Annotated in this window: 17 protein-coding genes; 16 read left to right on the top strand and 1 reads right to left on the bottom strand. The window is 34.2% G+C overall.

The genetic code is table 11. From position 1 onward, the window contains the following. The first annotated feature begins 19 nt into the window (after nucleotides 1–19). On the top strand, nucleotides 20–1,015 hold the full coding sequence (locus tag BN1075_RS04220; protein ID WP_040191848.1) for a Bug family tripartite tricarboxylate transporter substrate binding protein: 996 nt from the start codon (nucleotides 20–22) through the stop codon (nucleotides 1,013–1,015). Between the two features lie 125 nt (nucleotides 1,016–1,140). On the opposite strand, the gene BN1075_RS04215 is transcribed toward BN1075_RS04220, so the two are convergent. Next, the gene (locus BN1075_RS04215; RefSeq protein ID WP_040191847.1) at nucleotides 1,141–3,138 is read right to left on the bottom strand and encodes a sigma 54-interacting transcriptional regulator; all 1,998 of its coding nucleotides are present in this window, start codon (nucleotides 3,136–3,138) and stop codon (nucleotides 1,141–1,143) included. A 342-nt stretch (nucleotides 3,139–3,480) separates the two neighbouring features. Here BN1075_RS04215 and BN1075_RS04210 point away from each other — a divergent pair, with 342 nt between their 5' ends. The 15 genes from BN1075_RS04210 to BN1075_RS20570 all read left to right on the top strand — a co-directional run bounded on the left by BN1075_RS04210 (nucleotide 3,481) and on the right by BN1075_RS20570 (nucleotide 18,267). After that, nucleotides 3,481–3,858 carry a RidA family protein gene (locus BN1075_RS04210; protein WP_040191846.1) on the top strand — a complete coding sequence of 126 codons (378 nt, stop codon included), beginning with the start codon at nucleotides 3,481–3,483 and terminating at the stop codon, nucleotides 3,856–3,858. 12 nt (nucleotides 3,859–3,870) lie between these two features. Further along, on the top strand, nucleotides 3,871–4,977 hold the full coding sequence (locus BN1075_RS04205; protein WP_040191845.1) for a D-TA family PLP-dependent enzyme: 1,107 nt from the start codon (nucleotides 3,871–3,873) through the stop codon (nucleotides 4,975–4,977). Between the two features lie 13 nt (nucleotides 4,978–4,990). Continuing rightward, nucleotides 4,991–5,827 (top strand): carbon-nitrogen hydrolase family protein, encoded by an 837-nt coding sequence (locus tag BN1075_RS04200; RefSeq protein ID WP_040191844.1) that lies wholly within the window; start codon nucleotides 4,991–4,993, stop codon nucleotides 5,825–5,827. Nucleotides 5,828–5,852: 25 nt separating this feature from the next. Continuing rightward, complete coding sequence (locus BN1075_RS04195; protein ID WP_081911487.1) at nucleotides 5,853–6,725, top strand: DUF3100 domain-containing protein; 873 nt, start codon at nucleotides 5,853–5,855, stop codon at nucleotides 6,723–6,725. After that, complete coding sequence (locus BN1075_RS04190) at nucleotides 6,710–7,177, top strand: hypothetical protein (RefSeq protein ID WP_040191843.1); 468 nt, start codon at nucleotides 6,710–6,712, stop codon at nucleotides 7,175–7,177. The genes BN1075_RS04195 and BN1075_RS04190 overlap by 16 nt, the downstream gene beginning before the upstream one ends. A 34-nt stretch (nucleotides 7,178–7,211) precedes the next feature. Next, nucleotides 7,212–8,534: an amidohydrolase gene (locus BN1075_RS04185; RefSeq protein WP_040191842.1), complete on the top strand. Its 1,323-nt coding sequence runs from the start codon at nucleotides 7,212–7,214 to the stop codon at nucleotides 8,532–8,534. A gap of 348 nt (nucleotides 8,535–8,882) precedes the next feature. Further along, nucleotides 8,883–9,713 carry a sugar phosphate isomerase/epimerase family protein gene (locus tag BN1075_RS04180; RefSeq protein ID WP_040191841.1) on the top strand — a complete coding sequence of 277 codons (831 nt, stop codon included), beginning with the start codon at nucleotides 8,883–8,885 and terminating at the stop codon, nucleotides 9,711–9,713. 12 nt (nucleotides 9,714–9,725) lie between these two features. Further along, nucleotides 9,726–10,391 (top strand): aspartate/glutamate racemase family protein, encoded by a 666-nt coding sequence (locus BN1075_RS04175; protein ID WP_040191840.1) that lies wholly within the window; start codon nucleotides 9,726–9,728, stop codon nucleotides 10,389–10,391. A 33-nt stretch (nucleotides 10,392–10,424) separates the two neighbouring features. Next, nucleotides 10,425–11,258, top strand: a complete 834-nt coding sequence (locus BN1075_RS04170) for a transketolase (protein WP_081911486.1) — start codon at nucleotides 10,425–10,427, stop codon at nucleotides 11,256–11,258. Then, entirely contained in the window at nucleotides 11,258–12,208 is a 951-nt protein-coding gene (locus tag BN1075_RS04165) for a transketolase family protein (RefSeq protein ID WP_040191837.1), read from the top strand. The genes BN1075_RS04170 and BN1075_RS04165 overlap by 1 nt, the downstream gene beginning before the upstream one ends. 76 nt (nucleotides 12,209–12,284) lie before the next feature. After that, nucleotides 12,285–13,196 (top strand): sugar phosphate isomerase/epimerase family protein, encoded by a 912-nt coding sequence (locus BN1075_RS04160; RefSeq protein WP_040191836.1) that lies wholly within the window; start codon nucleotides 12,285–12,287, stop codon nucleotides 13,194–13,196. Between the two features lie 75 nt (nucleotides 13,197–13,271). Next, the gene (locus BN1075_RS04155) at nucleotides 13,272–14,174 is read left to right on the top strand and encodes a TIM barrel protein (RefSeq protein ID WP_040191835.1); all 903 of its coding nucleotides are present in this window, start codon (nucleotides 13,272–13,274) and stop codon (nucleotides 14,172–14,174) included. Between the two features lie 127 nt (nucleotides 14,175–14,301). After that, nucleotides 14,302–15,261 carry a D-2-hydroxyacid dehydrogenase gene (locus tag BN1075_RS04150; protein WP_040191834.1) on the top strand — a complete coding sequence of 320 codons (960 nt, stop codon included), beginning with the start codon at nucleotides 14,302–14,304 and terminating at the stop codon, nucleotides 15,259–15,261. 104 nt (nucleotides 15,262–15,365) lie between these two features. After that, the gene (locus BN1075_RS04145) at nucleotides 15,366–17,276 is read left to right on the top strand and encodes a sigma 54-interacting transcriptional regulator (protein ID WP_040191833.1); all 1,911 of its coding nucleotides are present in this window, start codon (nucleotides 15,366–15,368) and stop codon (nucleotides 17,274–17,276) included. A 7-nt stretch (nucleotides 17,277–17,283) separates the two neighbouring features. Next, nucleotides 17,284–18,267 (top strand): aldo/keto reductase, encoded by a 984-nt coding sequence (locus tag BN1075_RS20570; RefSeq protein ID WP_197072269.1) that lies wholly within the window; start codon nucleotides 17,284–17,286, stop codon nucleotides 18,265–18,267. Nucleotides 18,268–18,298: the final 31 nt, after the last annotated feature.

Below are 18,298 nucleotides of genomic sequence, written 5' to 3'. Positions count from 1 at the left end.
GAAAATGGGGGAATTTAAAATGAAAAAAAAGATAGCTCTTATGCTAACAGGGGTTTTAGCAATGTCAATGATTTTTACAGGTTGTGGAAAAAAGGACAGTGATAGTGGTGATGGTACCTTTGTACCAAAGGATACTGTAAACTGGACAGTAACAAGTAGTCCAGGTGGTGGAAGTGACATTTATACTAGAATGATTTCAGATATAATGACTAAGGAAGATTTAGTAAATGGTCAAACTATTGTTGTTACAAACAAGACAGACGGTAGTGGAGAGATTGGAAGAAATGAAGTTGCAATGACTAAAGGAAATAAGGCTGATTGTACTTTATTAACTTTTAATAGTGGTGACTTAATGCCAATGGTTAAAAATACTAAAAATCGTTCTTCAAACTTTAAAATTATAGCAGTAATGGCTGTAGATAAGCAGCTTATATTCAAGAGCAAGGATACTTCCTATGCAGACTTTGCAGCAGCAATTAAAGCAGCTGAAGGTGGTAAGAAAGTAGTTATTGGTGGTTCTAAAGGTGATGATATTGCTACCTATGAGGCAATGATAGAAGAAATTGGAGTTTCAAAGGATAATATGGCATATATAACTTATGATTCAACAGGAGACGCTATTACAGCAGGACTTGGTGGACATGTAGATTTCGTTATATCTAAGCCAGCAGCTGCAACTGAGTACGTTGAAGCTGGATCTTTAATACCAGTTTTAGCTCTTTCAACTGAAAGATATACTGGAAACCTTGCAGATGCTCCTAAGTTAAGTGAAATTGGAGACTATGAAGATGTTGAAGTGCCAATTTGGAGAGGCGTTGCTGCACCAGCTGAAATGAGCGATGAAGCAGTAGCTTTCTGGAGTGAGGTTTTAGGTAAAGTGTCTGAAACAGATATGTGGAAAAATGATTACTTAGAGAAGAATAAGTTAATTAGTAACTACATGGATTCTAAAACAGCTACTGAATATGTAACTCAATATGAGAAAGAGTATATGGAAGCTAACGGAATAAAATAATTAAAATTAAAAGTATAATATTGTAATATAAAACAGTCTTTAAAAAGTGGATTCAAGGAATCCACTTTTTGTTTAAAGAATAAAAATAAATTGATCAAAAATAATATTAAAGAAGTGGTTTGTAATTATGAGATTAAGGATAGTCCTTTTTCGGTTAGTGCACAACCACTTCTTCCTTTTTGGATAATAATAAATTCTTTTTCTTCTAAAGTATGAAGAAGTTTTCTTGTTTCCATTTCTGAGATTGAATAATAGTTTTCAGAGAAGTATTCTGCAAGGCTTCTTCTTCCTGTATTTAGATTATCATTAATGCATGAATAAATTGATTTAAGCATTAAGATTTCTTTAAATGGCATATCTTTATTATAGTTCATCGTATCCAAAAGTTTTAAATTTTTTATGTAATCAGGAAGATTTTTTACTTGTATGTCTGAGTCAGAAATTATACTCATAAATTCTATTATATTTTTTAATTCTCTAATATTTCCTGGCCATGGATATTTAGAAGCAAAAGCATAAAATTCTTTTGTAATTTTTCTGCCAGGACTGATTTGATTTAGATAATAATCACATAATATAGGAATATCTTCTGTTCTTTTTTTGAGTGGAGGAAGAGTTAGTTGAAATGTATTAAGTCTGTAATATAAATCACGTCTAAATAAATTTTCTTCAACCATTTCATATAAGTTTTTATTTGAAGCTGCGATTATTCTAACATCTATGCTAATGTTGTAATTTGAACCTACTTTTCGAATTTCTTTTTCTTGTAAAACTCTAAGTAAGCGAGCTTGAAGAGTATAAGGGATTTCTGAAATTTCATCTAAGAAGATAGTTCCACCATTAGCTTTTTCGAAAAGTCCAATGCTTCCTCCACGTTTTGCTCCTGTAAAAGCACCATCCTGATATCCAAAAAACTCTGATTCAAGGAGTTCGTTAGGTATTCCAGCACAGTTAACTGCTACATAAGGTTTACTAGCTCTGTCAGAAAAATTGTGAATTGAACTAGCCATTAGCTCTTTTCCAGTTCCACTTTCACCATAAATTAATATAGGTGATGAGGAATTGGCTATACGTTTCCCAATTGTTATACACTTCTGCATACTCTTATCTTTTGAAATTATATCATCAAAATGATATTTAGCCACATTTTCATTTCCAACTATCTTTTTATGAACCGACTGTTGAATACTTTGAATTTGATTATAAGGTTCAATTGTAATTATTTTTCCAAGATAATGAGATTTGTTTTTCATGTTATTTGTGTTTAAAACAAATTTTTTATTATTAATATAAACTAGTTCATTAGTAAGCTTGTCACTTTGCAGAACTATAGATAAGTCTTTGTGAAGTGAAGATAAATCTTCAAGTGAAAGTTTTTCATTTGAATCTATGTATTGTGAAAATAGCTTATTCATCGAACTTATAGAGTTGTCCTTATTTACCACAGCTATCCCTTTATTTATTTTATTAAATAATATATCCCATTGGATTGACATGAATCGATTATTCTCTAGAAGATAATTAACTCCGTGGAAAAAGCTTGGAGCTTTTATCATATGGTTTTTAATTATGCTATCTGCAATGTCAATATCAATATTGAAGTATGAAAGTACATCCATAATTATATCTGCTGTAAGAATTCTGCTTCCAAGGACAATGGTTGGAACAGATGAAGTTGGCAAAAAGTCATAGACTCTTGGAGTTATGATGTAATCTGTTTTTGGAATTTCACCTTGAGATGGATTCCAAGTTGACATTGAGATATTTTTTATACCGAGTTGATAAATATTTGTAAGGGTTTCTTTGGCCATATAGTCATTTAAGTTTACAACTATAGCAGTTGAACCAGCTGGGATTTCTTTTAGTTTTTGTAATGCTTTTGAGGTAATTGTTCTTCGCATAAGAAGTACAGGGCAATCACACTTTATATAATCTTGCATTTCTATTAGCACTGATGGCTCATGAAGTAGAATCATGTCAGCATCATATATAGGTATTATTGGTGTTGTATCAGGAGAGTGACAGGTTATATGAAAGAGGTTATTAAAGATCTCATTAATTTGAATTTTTAAAAAGTCACTACTCCAGTAGTTTTTAGAAATTATACTTAGTTTATATTTCAATATATAGCCTCCTTAATAGTTTTATGGGATTTTATACGAAGTTATAATTTTTTAAACCCAATAAAGAAAGTATAGTTGAAAAAGTTAGAAAAATCAATAAATTATCAATCTGGTGAAGGAAAAATAAGTTATTTTACATTTGAAGTAATTGTTGAGAGTATAGTGATTATAAGGGGTTCAGGTTAATGGGATTAAAAATGAACAATACAATTAAAAATCCCTTTTATATGGTAAAAAACTATCAGAAAAGCTTGTTTTTACGTAATTTTAAAGTTGGCACGGTTATTGCTATATATATTTAGCGTAAAAGAAATTTATATAACTATTAGGAGGAAATTTATTATGAGAAAAATTGAAACACTTTATTCAACTAGAGACGGGGGTCACTATGTGCCAGCTATGGAGCACAATGGTGTACTTTATATATCTGGACAATTATCAATTAATCCAGAAACAGGAAAGATTCCAGAAGGTGGAGTTAAAGCAGAAGCTAGACAATCACTAGAGAATTTAAATACAGTTTTAAAGGCAGCAGGTTTAGAAAGAACAGATGTTATCATGTGTAGAGTATATGTACCGGATGTAAAGTACTGGCCAGATTTAAATGAAGTATACTCTGAGTTCTTTGGAGATCATAAACCAGCTAGAGTGGTTGTACCATCAAATAACCTATATGCTGGATGCTTAGTTGAGATAGAAGCAGTAGCAGCAGCGAAGTAGTAGGAGGATAAAATGAAGTATACGGAATTAGATACACCATCATTAATTATTAATAAAGAAATTATGATGAATAATATAAAATTTATGCAGGAGCATGCTAATAAGTATGGGGTTTCATTACGACCTCATACTAAAACTCATAAAATGCCAAGACTAGCTAAGATCCAAGAAGAGTGCGGAGCAAAAGGAATTGCTGTTGCAAAAGTTGGAGAAGCAGAGGTAATGGCCCAAAATGGTATTAATGATATATTTATAGCAAATGAAATAGTAGGAGAATCTAAAATTCAGCGCATAAGAAAATTGTCTGAAACTATAAATATTTCTTTTGGTGTTGATAGCCCAGAGCAGATTGAAGTTATCGAGAAGGTATTTGAAGGGGCATCTAAAAAAGCTCAAGTTCTTGTTGAAATTGAAGTCGGAGAAGAGCGTTCAGGAATTATAGAGGAAAAAGATTTTGAAATTCTTTTAAACTGTATAAAAGATTGCAAGAATGTTCACTTTAAAGGGATATTTTCACATGATGGGCACTCATACGCTGCAGAGAGTATAGAAGCGTGCAAAGACTTATATGAAATTAGCGTAAAGAGAACTTTAGGGTTTGCTAAAATAGCTGAAGAATTAGGGTGTAAGGCTGAAGTAGTAAGCATTGGCTCTACTCCATCACTTATGCATGATTTTGGAATAATGGAAGGGGTTACTGAAATAAGACCTGGAACATATATTCTAATGGATGCATCACAAGGAAATGCTATTGGAAGTTATGAACGTTGTGCAGCTACAGTATTAACTACAGTAATAAGCAGACCAACTTCAGAAAGGGTAATTACAGATGTTGGAGCTAAAGGAATAACAGCACAAACAAGAAACAGGGGAATATGCGCCACAAGAGGATTAGGATATATCAAGGATTACAATGAGGTTTATATCCATGATGTTTATGATGAACATACAATTATATATAATAAAGAATTTAGAGATACAGTGAGAATAGGAGATAAGGTTGAGATTATTCCAAATCACATATGTCCTGTATGTAATTTATATGATAAAGCTTATTTAGTATCAAATGGTGAAGTGCTTGAAGAGTTAAATATAGAGTGTAGAGGACAATTAAAATAAGGGGGGGGTATACATGAGTAAGATGAAAGTTGCAATGATTCAAATGAGAGTTGTAGAAGATAAGCTTAGAAATATAGAAATCGCTGCTGAGTATATAAATGAAATTGTTACTGAAAATGTAGATATGGTAGTACTTCCAGAAATGTTCTGCTGCCCTTATAAAACTGAGAACTTTCCTATATATGGAGAGCCAGAAGGAGGGCCATGCTATAGAATGCTTTCAAGTATTGCTAAAGAGCACGGAATCTATTTAGTGGCGGGTTCAGTTCCAGAAAAAGATGAAGAGGGAAGAGTTTTTAACACTTCTTATGTGTTTGACCGTGAAGGAAACAAAATTGGCAAGCATAGAAAAATGCATTTATTTGATATCAATGTTGAAGGCGGTCAATGTTTTAAGGAATCGGATACTTTATCAGCTGGCAAAGATGTGACTGTATTTGACACTGAGTTTGGAAAAATGGGACTTGCTATTTGTTATGATTTCCGTTTTCCAGAGCTATCTCGTTTAATGGTAGAAGCGGGAGCGAAGGTTATAGTAGTTCCAGCAGCCTTTAATATGACTACTGGGCCAGCACACTGGGACATTTTATTCAGAACAAGAGCCTTAGATAATCAAGTTTATACAATAGGAACTGCACCAGCAAGAGATGAAAGTTCATGTTATACATCCTATGGGAATTCTATGGCAGTTTCACCTTGGGGAGATACGATCTGTCATATGGATGAAAAAGAGGGATATAGAATAGTTGAGTTAGATCTTGATTACGTAGATAGAGTTAGAAATGAATTACCACTATTAGCTCACAGAAGAAAAGATGTTTATTCATTATTGAAAAATAATACTATATAAAACATATAAAATAGGAGGAAGATTTATGTCTACAGAAGTTAATCAGGTTTTAAGTACGAAAAATAGATGGCCAGTTTTCATTAAGCTGTTTGCTTTGCTAGGGGTGGTATGTGCTATTGGGGAAACTATTGGCACAGTTTCCTTCCCAGTAGGGCCAGGTAATTTCATTATATTACCTATGATATTTGCTATGATATTAGCAGTATTATTAACACCGGATGCATTAGGAAAGAAGATTAAATCTCTTAAGAAACTTGTAAGTGAAGAAGAGGTTAAATTAGCAGAGAATATCATAATGATAATTCTTCTAATATTGGGGGTTAAATTAGGAACATCTGCAGGTCCTAATATTGATAAGCTTATTGCTGCAGGTCCAGCTTTGATATTACAAGAGTTTGGTAATCTAGGTACTATGATCATAGGGCTTCCTATAGCTATGCTGCTAGGCATGAAACGTGAGGCAGTTGGAGCTACAGTAAGTATATGTAGAGAGCCAACTTTAGGTTTAATAAGTGAAATATATGGGATTAATTCACCAGAAGGAACTGGTGTAATGGGAACATATATGGTTGGAAATTTATTTGGAACGATTTTCTTTGGATTATTAGGATCTTTTGGAGTATTGTCAGGTATTCACCCATATGCTCTTGGTATGGCATGTGGAATGGGTAGCGGAAGTATGATGACAGCGGCATCACAAGCCTTAGCAGCATCTGTGCCAGCTATGTCAGAAGAAATCTTAGCATATGCTGCTACATCTAATATTATGACTAGTGTAACTGGATTATATATGGAATTATTAATTGCGTTACCAGTTGCAAACTTTATTTATAAACATTTATCAAAAGTGATACATAAGAGAAAAGCAGGGGAGGCATCACAATGCAAGCAAGGTTAGAAAATACATTAAATCAACTAAAAGTTCTTGTTTTATCTGGTATAGTAATTTTAATTGCACATAAGTTTAATATGGGAAGCGAAATGGACATAAAAAATGCTATTCTTGGAATGCTGGTTATAATTGTTATATCCTTAGTTTCATTAAAAATTAAAGAAGCATTACCTCTTAAGGTACCTGCTTTTGCGTGGGCTTCTCTTATAGGATTATTACTAAGTTTACCAATGTCCCCAGTATCAGATGTATTTTTATCACTAACTAATTCTTTATCTACTGGTGTAATTGGTACGGTTATATTAGCAGTTGCAGGTGTATCTATAGGAACACGTCTTGGTGACATAAAAAAATTAAGTTGGAAAATCATAATAGTTGCCATTATAGTATTTATAGGAACATATTTTGGATCAGCTTTAGTTTCTCAATTCTTACTGCAAATGAAGGGCGTTATTTAGTATAACTTTATCATGATATAAGAGGAGAATTAATATGGATAAAATTCAATTAAAGGAACGAGTTATAAACCAAATAGATATAGAACGTGAAAATATTTTAAGAATCGGTAGAGAAATATATAAAAATCCTGAAACAGGATATAGAGAACATAAGACTACAAAACTTCTTGCAGATGAATTAGAGAATCTTGGTCTAAAGGTTGACAGAAATATTGCAGTAACAGGTTGCAGAGCTTATAGTAATGAAAATAAGTCAGGGATAAAAGTTGCTGTGATGGGAGAACTTGATTCTGTTATATGTAAGGACCATACTGATTGTGATATTAATACAGGAGCTATGCATGCTTGTGGACACAATATGCAGACAACAGTAATGTATGGAGTAGCAGCTGCTCTAGTTAAATCAGGAGTTCTTTCAGAATTAGATGGAAGAGTTGATTTCATGGCAGTACCTGCAGAAGAATACATTGAGCTTGATTTCCGTGAGGAACTAAAAAATAAGGGTGAATTAACTTATTATAGTGGAAAACAGGAGCTTACTTACAAAGGTGCTTTTGACGACGTTTCTATGTGTATGATGATTCACAACTTCCCAATAGAAGAAGATGGATATAAGGTTGCAGCTCAAATAAGTGGTACAGGCTTTGTAGGAAAGAAGATAAAATTTATTGGACAAGAAGCTCATGCTGGTGGTACACCTTATAAAGGAATAAATGCATTAAACATGGCAACGATTGCAATTAATAGTATGCATGTCCAAAGAGAAACATTTAAGGATGAGGATTGTGTAAGAGTACACCAGATTATGCCAAAGGGTGGGGCTATTGTAAATACGGTTCCTGCTGATGTTCAGTTAGAAACTTGCATACGTGCTATGAATGTTCCAGCCTTAAAGGATGCAAATATGAAAATAAATCGTTGTGTTCAAGGCGCAGCTATAGCAATGGGGGGACATGCTGAAATCAGTGATATGCCAGGGTATTTACCAATGAATACTGATAAAATCATGGCAGATTTATTTACTGAAAATGCTAAGAGATTTTATCAGGCGGAAGAAATTCTTCCTTTCTATAAGTCAACAGCTTCCTTTGATATAGGAGATTTATCTATGTTTATGCCTGTTCTGCATCCAGTTAGTTCAGGTATTTCAGGAGGATTACACAGCAGAGATTATAAAATTACAAGTGAAGAGGATGCTTATATCACACCAATTAAGATTATGGCATGTACATTAATTGATTTATTATACGATAATGCAGAGATTGGTGAAAGAATAGTACGAGATTTTAAACCTGTTATGACTAAAGAAGAGTACCTTGACTACTTAAAGGAAAGTGAAGTTTTAACAAGATACTAATAATAATTGAAAATAATGTTTAAGGAACTGAGATGATAATTTATCTCAGTTTCTTTTATTATTTTATAACCGAAATTAGAAATTTATTTTATTTAGGAAATAGAAAATTTTTAAAAGCATGTATGTTTTGTAGCACGAAACAAAGTGAAACATTATTCTTAAAACGTTACTGAAACAAAATGAAACGTAAGTTGCTGATATTGTTGAAACATCATTTATTTTTAGTGAAACATTATTAAAAATAAGCAAAATTCTATTAAAATCCGTATGAAAAACTTGGCATGAAAGTTGCTATTTATATAAATAGACACAAGGAAAACTAAATAAGAAGAATAAGGAGCAGATACTATGAAGATATGTTATCAAGTAGCTACACCAGATGTGGCTATAGCTGATTCAGTTACTGCCTATCAGGGGCCTTTAGAGAAGAGCTTTTCTGATTTAGCTTCATATGGCTATGAGGGAGTAGAGTTAATGACCTTAAATCCTTCCAAGTTAGATTGGAATTATGTAAAAGAAACAGCAGAAAAGAATAATTTATCAGTAATCTTAGTTTGTACGGGAGAAATATATGGACAACTTGGCTTAACTTATACAGATCCTAAGGCTGAAATTAGAAAAGAAGCTATAGAGAGAACTAAGGAAATTATTGATTTTGCTAGCTTTTTGGGTGCCAATGTAAATATCGGAAGAATCAGAGGCGGATATAGAAAAGATTTACTTAAGGAACAAACAGAAGCTCTTGCAATTGAAGCGTTTAGAGAGGTAAGTGATTATGCATCAACTAAGAATGTAAATATTGCTTTAGAATCAGTTACTATAATGCAGACAAACTTTATAAATACTTTAGCAGAGGCTGCAGATATGGTCGATAGAGTAAATAGACCAAACTTTAAGCTGATGATGGATATATTCCACCTTAACTTAGAGGAGAAGGATGTAATAGAAGCAATAAAGAAATACAGCAGCTACAATATACATGTACATTTAGCTGACAATAACAGACGTTATCCAGGACACTGTGGTCTTGATTTTGAAAAGATAGTTAGAACCTTTAAGGAGTGTGGTTACTCTGGCAATTTCTGCACAGAGATTTATCAGATTCCAAATCAAGAGGAGGCTGCAAAGGGAGCTGTGGCTTACTTAAAACCTATTATGAAAAAGATTTATGAAGTATAGGGGGAAGTAAAGGTGAAAACAGTTGCTCTTATTCACACTGTAAAAAGTGTTTCTAATACCTTTGAAGAAAAGCTAAGGGCGGAAATTAAGGAAGACATCAAGGTAAGTAATCTTTTAGATGATTTTCTTTCTAATAATGCTAATGAGCTTGGGGAGTTTACAATAGATAATCGAAATAGACTTTTTTTAGATATGAAAACACAGGAATTAACGGGAGCTGATGTGATTGTTACAACTTGTTCAACTTTAACACCTGTAGTTGAAATGATTCGTCCTTTCATGAAGATACCAGTTATAGCAATAGATGACGCTATGGCAAGAAGGGGAGTAACCTTTGGTAAAAGGGTTTTAGTTATGGCAACAGCTCAAAGTACTGTGGAGCCAACTAAGGAAAAACTTCAAGCTGAGGCTGCAAGGGCAGGTGTGGAGCTTGAAATAGATTCTTTAGTTAATCATGAAGCCTTTGATGCAATAAAAGCACTAGATAATAAAAGGCATGATGATTTATTAAGAGCTTCAGCTAGTAAGATAAGCGGATATGATTGTGTTATTTTAGCACAGGCATCCATGGCTCATATGGAAAATGAAATATCAAAAATATGTAAGTGTCCAGTGATATCTAGCCCTAATCTTTGTATTAAAGAGGTTAAAGAAGTACTTAATATGACAAATAAATAGCATGGTGAAAATCAGGCAGAAATAAAAGGAGAGATAAATATGCAAAACGAGAGAAAAGTAGAATTACAAAATCTATGTCTTCAGTTTCGTAATGAGCTTGTAGATCTTCTACACTCAATTCAAACAGGTCATCCAGGTGGTTCCTTATCATGTATGGAGATTGTAACCACATTATACTGTGAAAAAATGAACATCGATCCTAAAAATCCTAAGATGGAGGGAAGAGACCGTTTTGTTTTATCAAAGGGTCATGCAGCTCCAGCGTTATATTTAGTGCTTGCAGAGCTTGGATTCTTTCCTAAAGAAGAGTTAAAGACTTTAAGACAAATCAACAGCAATTTACAAGGTCATCCATGTGTACATAAAACTAGTGGTATTGAGCTTTCAACAGGACCATTAGGCTTAGGGCTTTCAGCAGGACTTGGAATGGCTTTAGCAGATAAATTAAAGGGAAATAATGCATATACTTACGTTGTACTTGGTGATGGAGAAATTCAAGAAGGGGCAGTATGGGAAGGCGCTTTATCAGCTTCAAAATTTAAGGCTGATAACTTAATTGCCTTCTTAGACAACAACGGAGTGCAGCTTGATGGAACTCTTGAAGAAATTATGCCAATGGGTGATTTAAAGGCTAAGTGGGCAAGCTTTGGCTGGAATGTACTTGATTGTGATGGACATGATGTGGAGTCTATATCAGATGCAGTGGATGAAGCCAAAAAATGTAAGGGCAAACCAACAATAATTATAGCTAAAACGGTTAAGGGTAAAGGTATTTCCTTTATGGAAGGCAAAAACACATGGCATGGTAAAGCTATAAATGATGAGGATTATAGGAATGCTAAGGCAGAGCTTGGAGGTGCTTGTTAATGGAAGCTGTATTAGAAAGAAAAAGTGTTGCAATAAGAGATGCTTTTGGAGAGGCTCTATTAAAATTAGGTGAAAAACAAGATAACATTGTTGCTTTAGAGGCAGACGTTGGAGGTTCAACGAAGAGTGCTGTGTTTGGCAAAGCCTTTCCAGAGAGATACTTTAATGTGGGAATTAGTGAAATTAATATGGTATCTATGGCGGCTGGATTTGCTTCAAATGGCTATGTACCTTTTGTAAATACCTTCGCAACTTTTTTAACTACAAGAGGTGCAGATCCAATTCAAAGCTTAATAGCTTATGATAAATTAAATGTGAAGCTTGCAGGCACTTACTGTGGGTTATCAGATTCTTATGATGGTGCAAGCCACCATGGAATAACAGATATGGCTTTTGTAAGAGCAATACCTAATATGACTGTGGTGTCAGTTTCTGATGCAGTTCAGACAGAAAAAGCGGTATTTGCTTTAGCAGAATATGATGGACCTGTTTACTTAAGATTGAGCAGAGCAGCAGCTCCAGTTATATATGATGAAACTTTAAATTTTGAAATAGGTAAAGGTATAGTTTTAAAATACGGTAAGGATGTAACTATAATAGCTACTGGAACAGTTCTTCACAAAGCAATAGCTGCAGCAGAGGTTTTAGAGGCAGAAGGTATATCAGCAATGGTTGTGGACATGCACACAGTTAAACCAATAGATACTAACTTGATTTTAAATTGTGCAAATATGACTGGAGCTATAGTAACCGTTGAAGAGCACAGCATTTATGGAGGACTGGGAAGTGCAGTTGCAGAAGTGTTAGCTGCTGAATGCCCAACACCAATGGAATTCGTTGGAGCTACAGAGTTTGCAGAATCAGGAGACTATAATGAGCTTTTAGATAAGTATGGATATAGCGCTAAGAATATAGCAGAAAAATGCAAGAAAGTTATTGGAAGAAAATAAAGATTAGGTTTACAGGTATAAGTCTAAGGATAGTACACCTTATTTAGTAGAAAAATTTAAGAAGAGGAGCTAAGGTATGGAAAAGTCTATGAGAAGATATATGAAGGTAGGAATAATTCTTCATATGGCATATAATGGCCTGGCAACTGGAGAAGGCCCTATTCTAGAATGCCTAAAAAATATTGTTACAGATGAGTATTTTGAAGCTGTGGAGGTTACGCAAATGAAAGACCCAGCAGTTAGAAAAGCGGCAGCCGAAATGATTGAAGGAGCACATATGTCAGTGGCTTATGGTGGACAGCCAAGAATGCTGACTACAGGTATGAATATCAATGATCTGGATGAAGAAAAGAGAAGGGCTGCAGTAGTATCTCTTAAGAATGGCATAGATGAAGCTTATGAATTAAAGGCAACAGGCTTTTCCTTCTTGGCGGGTAGATATGAAGAGGAGACAAAGGAAGAATCCTTTGAGGCTCTTTTGAAATCAACCAGGGAGCTTTGTGAATATGCAAAGTCTAAGGGGAATATGCCCGTAATTTTAGAAATATTTGATTATGATATTGATAAAAAATCTTTAATAGGACCAGTGCATTTAGCAAAGAGATATGCTGCAACTATTACAGCAGAATATGATAATTTTGGTTTGATGGTAGATTTAAGCCATATACCAATGCTTCATGAAACCATAGAGGAAAGTATTTTACCAATAAAAAAATATATTAAGCATGCCCATATGGGTAATACGGTAATTAAGAGTCCAGACTGTGAAGGCTATGGTGATTCTCATCCACGCTTTGGCTTTCCAAACAGTGAAAATGATGTGGATGAGTTAGCTAAATATTTAAGAGTACTATTAGAAATAGGGTTCTTAAGTGAGGAGAATCGTCCAATTGTAAGCTTTGAAGTTAAGCCTTGGAGGGATGAAGAAAGTGAAGTTGTGATTGCCAATGCAAAAAGAACTTTAAACCTTGCCTGGGAGCTTGTTTAAATAAATAACTGTAGGAATACGGGCGTTAAAATTATAAATTAAATTGAAAACAAAGAGTTTTAGGAGGAATGAAAAATGAAAGATCCAATTCAAAAATATTTTCACGTAGGAACAATTCAGTGGATGAGTCATCCACCAGTTAATTATCCATTATTAGAATCAGTAAAAACAATCTGCTGCGATGAGTACTTTACAGCCTTTGAGGTTACTAAGGTAGCTGATGATGAAACTAGAGCTAGAATGAAAGCAATGCTTGAGCAGTCACACTTAAAGGTTTGCTACGGAGCGCAGCCAAGACTTCTAGGACCAGGATTAAATCCTAACGATGTGAATGAAGAAGGCAGATTAAAGGCTGAGGCTACTTTAATGGAAGCCATAGATGAAGCTGAATATTTAGGTGCAAAGGGAATAGCATTCCTTGCTGGAAAATGGGAAGAAGCAACTAAAGACCTTGCTTATGCTCAATTATTAAAAACTACAAGAAATCTTTGTACTTATGCGAAAACTAAAGGAATGATGGTTGAGCTTGAGGTATTTGATTTTGATATGGACAAAGCAGCTTTAATAGGTCCTGCACCATATGCGGCTAAATTTGCGGCTGATATGAGAACAACTCACAGCAATTTCGGATTAGTAGTAGATTTATCACACTTCCCAACAACTTACGAGACTTCTAGGTTTGTAATTCAAACTTTAAGACCATATATAACTCACTTCCACATTGGAAATGCAGTGGTTGAAAAAGGGTTAGAAGCATATGGTGACCAGCATCCTAGATTTGGTTTCCCTAACAGTGCAAATGATGTAAATGAGTTAGTGGAATTCTTCACAGTATTAAAAGAAGAAGGCTTCTTTAATAAGGAAAATCCTTATGTTCTATCATTAGAGGTTAAACCTTGGGGTGATGAAGATGGAGATATAATCCTTGCAAACACTAAGAGAGTAATTAACAGAGCATGGGCTCTTGTTGAAGATTAATATAACTTTAAGGGTGTAAAAATTATGTAGTAAAACTTAGCAAAAAAATAATGAGAACTTAATACCAAACATTTCGTGTATTTATGAAAACTAGATTTAAATTTTAGCAGTGAATGGAGGAAGAACGATGAAAATAGTAATTTTAGACGGTTATACAGAAAATCCTGGGGATTTATCTTGGGAAGGGATAGAGAAGTTTGGAGATTTAACTGTATATGATAGGACACCAGAAGATAAAGTAATTGAAAGAATTAGTGGAGCTGAAATCGTATTTACAAATAAAACACCAGTATCAAAAGCTGCAATTGAATCTAATCCAAAATTACAGTTTATTGGGGTGCTAGCTACTGGATACAATATAGTAAATGTAGCAGCAGCTAAAGAAGCAGGAGTGGTTGTTTCTAACATACCTACTTATGGAACAGATGCAGTTGCTCAATATGCAATGGCTCTCTTATTAGAAATGTGTCATCATGTTGGAGAACATTCTGACTGTGTTAAGGCTGGCGAATGGACAAACAATAAGGATTGGTGCTTCTGGAATCACCCACTAATAGAGCTTGCAGGAAAAACACTTGGAGTTATAGGGTTTGGAAGAATAGGTCAAAGAACTGCAGAAATAGCTATGGCCTTTGGAATGAATATCCTAGCTTACGATGAGTATCAAAATAAAGCTTTAGAATCTGATAGATGCAGATATGTTTCTTTAGATGAGTTACTTGCAAATTCAGATGCAATTTCATTACATTGCCCACTATTCCCTTCAACAGAAGGTATCATAAACAAAGATACTATTGCTAAGATGAAGGATGGAGTTATGATTATTAACACTTCAAGAGGACCACTTATAGTGGAAGCTGACCTTAGAGATGCACTAAATAGTGGCAAGGTTGCAGGAGCTGCCGTAGACGTAGTTTCAACAGAACCAATTAAGATGGATAATCCACTTTTACAAGCTAAGAACATGATAATTACTCCACATATTGCTTGGGCGCCAAAAGAATCACGTAAGCGCTTAATGGATATTGCAGTAGAGAATTTACAAGCTTTTGTTAACGGATCCCCTGAAAATGTAGTTAACAAATAAAATAAATTAAATAATATGTTTAATATACTCAATTATGGTATAATATTACTGTAATTGAGTATATTTGTCATAGTTTGAATTTATTTGTTAGAAGAGGTAGGACGATGGTAAAAATATTGATGTTTATTCCACATTTAGACATGAAGGAAACCTTCAGAAGAGTAGTGGAAAAGGCTCCTAAATATGATGATATTAAAATTGAATTAACTCACGTGTTTGGTACACCAGAAGTATTAACTAAAAATATGGATGCAGAAATTGTTGTTGCAAGGGGTATGACCTATGATTGGTTAAAGGCAAGATTACCTGAAAAGCATATGGTAAAAATAGAGTTAAACAGTTTTGATATTTTGGATGCTTTAGTTATAGCAAAGGAAGTTTTCAGCCCTAAAAGAATTGCTTTATGCATAAAAAATCAGGAGATTAATTCTCTTTCGAATTTGGAGAAGCTTTGTGATGCAGCAATTGATTTGTATGGAGTATATGATGAAGATGGAGCAGAAGAAGCCATAAATGAAGCAATGACTAAGGGGACTGATGTTTTTGTTGGAGCAGGTACAGTATGTGGACTTTGTGATAACAAGGAACTTTCAAGAGTTCATATTAAAACACAGGATAAGGCTATAGAAAGAGCGCTATATGAAGCCATCAATACTGCAAGGACTATTAACAAAGAGCGTACTAAGGCAAATATGATAAATATGATATTAAACAGCAGTGAGGATGCCATCATAGCAGTAGATGATGATGGAAAAATTTTAGCTATAAATAATCAAGCCTATAGGACTTATCAAATATCCACTTTAGAGGACGTTAAAAATAAGCCAGTTGAAAAGGTATGTAGAAATTTAAAGTGGAAAAAGGATGATAATTCTAATGAGTCAAGAGAAGAACTCTTAAAAATGAATGGAAATACCTATTATGTCCAATATCAGCCTATTGTGGTAGATAAAATTGGTTCAGGTACTATAATTATCACTAAAAGTGCAGATTTGATTTTAGAAACAGAGACTAAGATTCGTCGCAGCTTAAGTGAAAAGGGATTAACAGCAAAGTACTCCTTTGAAAACATTATAGGAGCCAGCGATATAATGAAGGAAAATAAGAAGATGGCAAAAAGGTATAGCCAGGTAGATTCCAATGTTCTTATTATAGGAGAAACAGGGACTGGTAAGGAGCTTTTTGCACATAGTATACACAAAACAAGTAAACGCAGTAAGCAACCTTTTGTGGCGTTAAACTGTGCAGCTCTTAATGAAAATCTTCTCGAGAGCGAATTGTTTGGATACGAACCAGGTGCATTTTCAGGAGCCTCAAAAAATGGGAAGATAGGGCTTTTTGAATTGGCACATAAGGGCACTATTTTTTTAGATGAGATAGGAGAAATTCCAACGAACCTTCAAGCAAAACTTCTTAGGGTTCTTCAAGAAAAGGAAATTAGAAGAATTGGAAGTGACAGGGTACAGCCTATAGATGTTAGAGTTATTTCAGCAACTAACATTAATATTGAGGAGCAGGTTAAGTCTGGCAAGTTCCGTTCAGATTTATATTATAGATTAAATTTATTAGATATTGTTATTGCACCTTTAAGGGAACGCAAAGAGGATATACAAGCTATGGTTGATTATTATCTTACCCAGTTTGCTTGTGAGATAGGCAAACCATCACCTAAGTTAACCTTGAGGGCTGCAAGAATATTAGAAAATTATGATTGGCCTGGGAATGTAAGAGAACTTAGAAATATTTGCGAAAGACTAATTGTTTTAAATGACTCAGGAGAAATAACAGAAAAAGACATTAAACAGCTTAAGGTATTCAAAGAAATGCTGGAGCCAAAGATTGAGATAAAGCATGAAGTTTACATTGAAGAAGACGATATATATAAAAAGCTAAAGCCTAAAAAGAAGAAAAAGGATATTGCAGATGAGCTGGGTGTTAGTAGGACAACTTTATGGAGAATGGCTAAAAAACAGCAGGAATTAGAAAGAAATAGAAAGGGCGATGGTGATGAATAGGTATATATTGAATGATAAAAAGACTGAAATTTCTGGACTTTCTTTAGGGTCTTGGGCTTTCTCAGGTGCAAAGGTTTGGGGAAGATGTAATGAAGATGAAGCTGCCAGAACCATTGACTATGCTATCGAACAAGGGATTAACTTAATAGATACTGCAGAAGGATATGGAGAAGGACAAGCAGAAGTTCTTCTTGGAAGGGCTTTAGAAGGGAAAAGACATAAAGTAGTTTTGGCATCAAAGGTGCATATGAATAATATGCATGGGGAGGATTTAATCAAAGCTTGTGAAGAAAGTTTAACTAGGTTAAAGACAGACTATATCGATATATATCAAATTCATTGGCCAAATGAAGCAATAGAAATTGATGAAACCTTGGAGGCTTTTGAAAAGCTTAAGAGGGATGGAAAGATTTTAAATGTTGGGGTTTGTAATCATGGCGCTGGTGCTTTAAAGAGAATGAAAAACTATCCTGTAGTAACAAATCAAATGCCATATTCCTTGTTATGGAGAGTGGCAGAGCAGCATTTTAATGAGGATTTAAAGAAGAACAATACCTTGTTATGGGCATATAGCCCTTTGGCTCAAGGGTTGTTATCAGGAAAGTATAGAAAACTTGGCGAAGTACCCATGGAACGGAGAAACACGAGAATGTACGACTCAAAATGGGGAGTTGGGAGACATACTGATTCGGGCTTTGAAGAAGAAATATTTCATTTTCTTAGTGAAATGCATAATATTTGTGATGCAACTGGCTTCACCATGGTTAACTATGCGATGCAGTTTTTAAAGACTAGAGGAAATGTTGGAAGCATATTAGTTGGGGCAAGAAATGTTGAGCAGCTTAAAGCTAATATTGAAGCATATAATCAAGAGATTCCAAAGGAGTTATTAGTAGTAGTGGATTTATTATCAGATAAATTAAAGGGATTTATGGGAACTAATGCTGATCTTTGGGAAAATAGTAATAATGGAAGAGGTCGTATTTTTTAAGCTGTTGAACTTTGCACTGAAGAATGAAGGA

Source organism: Clostridium culturomicium (assembly GCF_000821305.1).
Taxonomy (GTDB): Bacteria; Bacillota; Clostridia; order Clostridiales; family Clostridiaceae; genus Clostridium_J; species Clostridium_J culturomicium.
The sequence above is the reverse complement of the archived record's forward strand: the minus strand, read 5'-3'. Positions and strand labels throughout refer to the sequence as shown.

Excerpts from the sequence above, each read along its gene's own strand:
- BN1075_RS04220 (WP_040191848.1), top strand. The coding sequence starts at position 20 with ATGAAAAAAAAGATAGCTCTTATGCTAACAGGGGTTTTAGCAATGTCA.
- BN1075_RS04210 (WP_040191846.1), top strand. The coding sequence starts at position 3,481 with ATGAGAAAAATTGAAACACTTTATTCAACTAGAGACGGGGGTCACTAT.
- BN1075_RS04205 (WP_040191845.1), top strand. The coding sequence starts at position 3,871 with ATGAAGTATACGGAATTAGATACACCATCATTAATTATTAATAAAGAA.
- BN1075_RS04200 (WP_040191844.1), top strand. The coding sequence starts at position 4,991 with ATGAGTAAGATGAAAGTTGCAATGATTCAAATGAGAGTTGTAGAAGAT.
- BN1075_RS04195 (WP_081911487.1), top strand. The coding sequence starts at position 5,853 with ATGTCTACAGAAGTTAATCAGGTTTTAAGTACGAAAAATAGATGGCCA.
- BN1075_RS04190 (WP_040191843.1), top strand. The coding sequence starts at position 6,710 with ATGCAAGCAAGGTTAGAAAATACATTAAATCAACTAAAAGTTCTTGTT.
- BN1075_RS04185 (WP_040191842.1), top strand. The coding sequence starts at position 7,212 with ATGGATAAAATTCAATTAAAGGAACGAGTTATAAACCAAATAGATATA.
- BN1075_RS04180 (WP_040191841.1), top strand. The coding sequence starts at position 8,883 with ATGAAGATATGTTATCAAGTAGCTACACCAGATGTGGCTATAGCTGAT.
- BN1075_RS04165 (WP_040191837.1), top strand. The coding sequence starts at position 11,258 with ATGGAAGCTGTATTAGAAAGAAAAAGTGTTGCAATAAGAGATGCTTTT.
- BN1075_RS04160 (WP_040191836.1), top strand. The coding sequence starts at position 12,285 with ATGGAAAAGTCTATGAGAAGATATATGAAGGTAGGAATAATTCTTCAT.
- BN1075_RS04155 (WP_040191835.1), top strand. The coding sequence starts at position 13,272 with ATGAAAGATCCAATTCAAAAATATTTTCACGTAGGAACAATTCAGTGG.
- BN1075_RS04150 (WP_040191834.1), top strand. The coding sequence starts at position 14,302 with ATGAAAATAGTAATTTTAGACGGTTATACAGAAAATCCTGGGGATTTA.
- BN1075_RS04145 (WP_040191833.1), top strand. The coding sequence starts at position 15,366 with ATGGTAAAAATATTGATGTTTATTCCACATTTAGACATGAAGGAAACC.